Below are 2,500 nucleotides of genomic sequence, written 5' to 3'. Positions count from 1 at the left end.
AGCTACACCGGCAAATGGTGGAGGATGACGGGATCGAACCGCCGACCCCCTGCTTGTAAGGCAGGTGCTCTCCCAGCTGAGCTAATCCTCCGATATATAAGCCTGGCAACGTCCTACTCTCACAGGGACAAAGTCCCAACTACCATTGGCGCTAAAGAGCTTAACTTCCGTGTTCGGTATGGGAACGGGTGTGACCTCTTCGCTATCGCCACCAGACATATTATATTATACATGATTTTCAAAAGAAAGCAAGACTTTTTTTGAAAAGTTTTGTTCTCTCAAAACTAGGTAACAGTTCGCTGAGTAAAGCTTACGCTTTTAAAAGTTTGGTTAAGTCCTCGATCGATTAGTATCAGTCAGCTACACATGTCGCCACGCTTCCACCTCTGACCTATCAACCTGATCATCTTTCAGGGATCTTACTAGCTTGCGCTATGGGAAATCTCATCTTGAGGGGGGCTTCATGCTTAGATGCTTTCAGCACTTATCCCGTCCACACATAGCTACCCAGCGATGCCTTTGGCAAGACAACTGGTACACCAGCGGTGTGTCCATCCCGGTCCTCTCGTACTAAGGACAGCTCCTCTCAAATTTCCTACGCCCACGACGGATAGGGACCGAACTGTCTCACGACGTTCTGAACCCAGCTCGCGTACCGCTTTAATGGGCGAACAGCCCAACCCTTGGGACCGACTACAGCCCCAGGATGCGATGAGCCGACATCGAGGTGCCAAACCTCCCCGTCGATGTGGACTCTTGGGGGAGATAAGCCTGTTATCCCCGGGGTAGCTTTTATCCGTTGAGCGATGGCCCTTCCATGCGGAACCACCGGATCACTAAGCCCGACTTTCGTCCCTGCTCGACTTGTAGGTCTCGCAGTCAAGCTCCCTTGTGCCTTTACACTCTACGAATGATTTCCAACCATTCTGAGGGAACCTTTGGGCGCCTCCGTTACATTTTAGGAGGCGACCGCCCCAGTCAAACTGCCCACCTGACACTGTCTCCCGGCCCGATCAGGGCCGCGGGTTAGAATTTCAATACAGCCAGGGTAGTATCCCACCGACGCCTCCACCGAAGCTAGCGCTCCGGCTTCTCAGGCTCCTACCTATCCTGTACAAGCTGTACCAAAATTCAATATCAGGCTACAGTAAAGCTCCACGGGGTCTTTCCGTCCTGTCGCGGGTAACCTGCATCTTCACAGGTACTATAATTTCACCGAGTCTCTCGTTGAGACAGTGCCCAGATCGTTACGCCTTTCGTGCGGGTCGGAACTTACCCGACAAGGAATTTCGCTACCTTAGGACCGTTATAGTTACGGCCGCCGTTTACTGGGGCTTCGATTCAGAGCTTCTCCCAAAGGATAACCCCTCCTCTTAACCTTCCAGCACCGGGCAGGCGTCAGCCCCTATACTTCGCCTTGCGGCTTCGCAGAGACCTGTGTTTTTGCTAAACAGTCGCCTGGGCCTATTCACTGCGGCTCTCTCGGGCTATACACCCTACCAGAGCACCCCTTCTCCCGAAGTTACGGGGTCATTTTGCCGAGTTCCTTAACGAGAGTTCTCTCGATCACCTTAGGATTCTCTCCTCGCCTACCTGTGTCGGTTTGCGGTACGGGCACCTCCCGCCTCGCTAGAGGCTTTTCTTGGCAGTGTGGAATCAGGAACTTCGGTACTATAGTTCCCTCGTCATCACAGCTCAGCTTTCATGATGAGCGGATTTGCCTACTCATCAGCCTAACTGCTTGAACGCGCATATCCAGCAGCGCGCTTACCCTATCCTACTGCGTCCCCCCATTACTCAAACGGCGGGGAGGTGGTACAGGAATATCAACCTGTTGGCCATCGCCTACGCTTTTCAGCCTCGGCTTAGGTCCCGACTAACCCTGAGCGGACGAGCCTTCCTCAGGAAACCTTAGGCATTCGGTGGACAAGATTCTCACTTGTCTTTCGCTACTCATACCGGCATTCTCACTTCTAAGCGCTCCACCAGTCCTTACGGTCTGACTTCGCTGCACTTAGAACGCTCTCCTACCACTGACATCTAAGATGTCAATCCACAGCTTCGGTGATACGTTTAGCCCCGGTACATTTTCGGCGCAGAGTCACTCGACCAGTGAGCTATTACGCACTCTTTAAATGGTGGCTGCTTCTAAGCCAACATCCTGGTTGTCTAAGCAACTCCACATCCTTTTCCACTTAACGTATACTTGGGGACCTTAGCTGGTGGTCTGGGCTGTTTCCCTTTTGACTACGGATCTTATCACTCGCAGTCTGACTCCCATGGATAAGTCTTTGGCATTCGGAGTTTGACTGAATTCGGTAACCCGTTGGGGGCCCCTAGTCCAATCAGTGCTCTACCTCCAAGACTCTTACAACATGAGGCTAGCCCTAAAGCTATTTCGGAGAGAACCAGCTATCTCCAGGTTCGATTGGAATTTCTCCGCTACCCACACCTCATCCCCGCACTTTTCAACGTGCGTGGGTTCGGGCCTCCATTCAGT

The 2,500-nt window shown here is 52.4% G+C and carries 2 tRNA genes and 2 rRNA genes (2 of these 4 cut by a window edge); all 4 read right to left on the bottom strand.

Features of this window, described 5'->3' with window-relative positions:
- Positions 1-12, bottom strand: a tRNA-Thr gene (locus tag Q5794_RS00185) (it extends 64 nt beyond the left edge of the window).
- 3 nt (positions 13-15) lie between these two features.
- Positions 16-91 (bottom strand) — tRNA-Val (locus tag Q5794_RS00180).
- Between the two features lie 9 nt (positions 92-100).
- A 5S ribosomal RNA gene (gene rrf / locus Q5794_RS00175) occupies positions 101-216 on the bottom strand.
- 110 nt (positions 217-326) lie between these two features.
- Positions 327-2,500: ribosomal RNA gene (locus Q5794_RS00170) — 23S ribosomal RNA — on the bottom strand (it continues 762 nt past the right edge of the window).

The organism is Priestia megaterium, assembly GCF_041941685.1.
Classification (GTDB): domain Bacteria; phylum Bacillota; class Bacilli; order Bacillales; family Bacillaceae_H; genus Priestia; species Priestia megaterium_C.
This window is presented reverse-complemented; position numbering and strand designations above follow the sequence as displayed.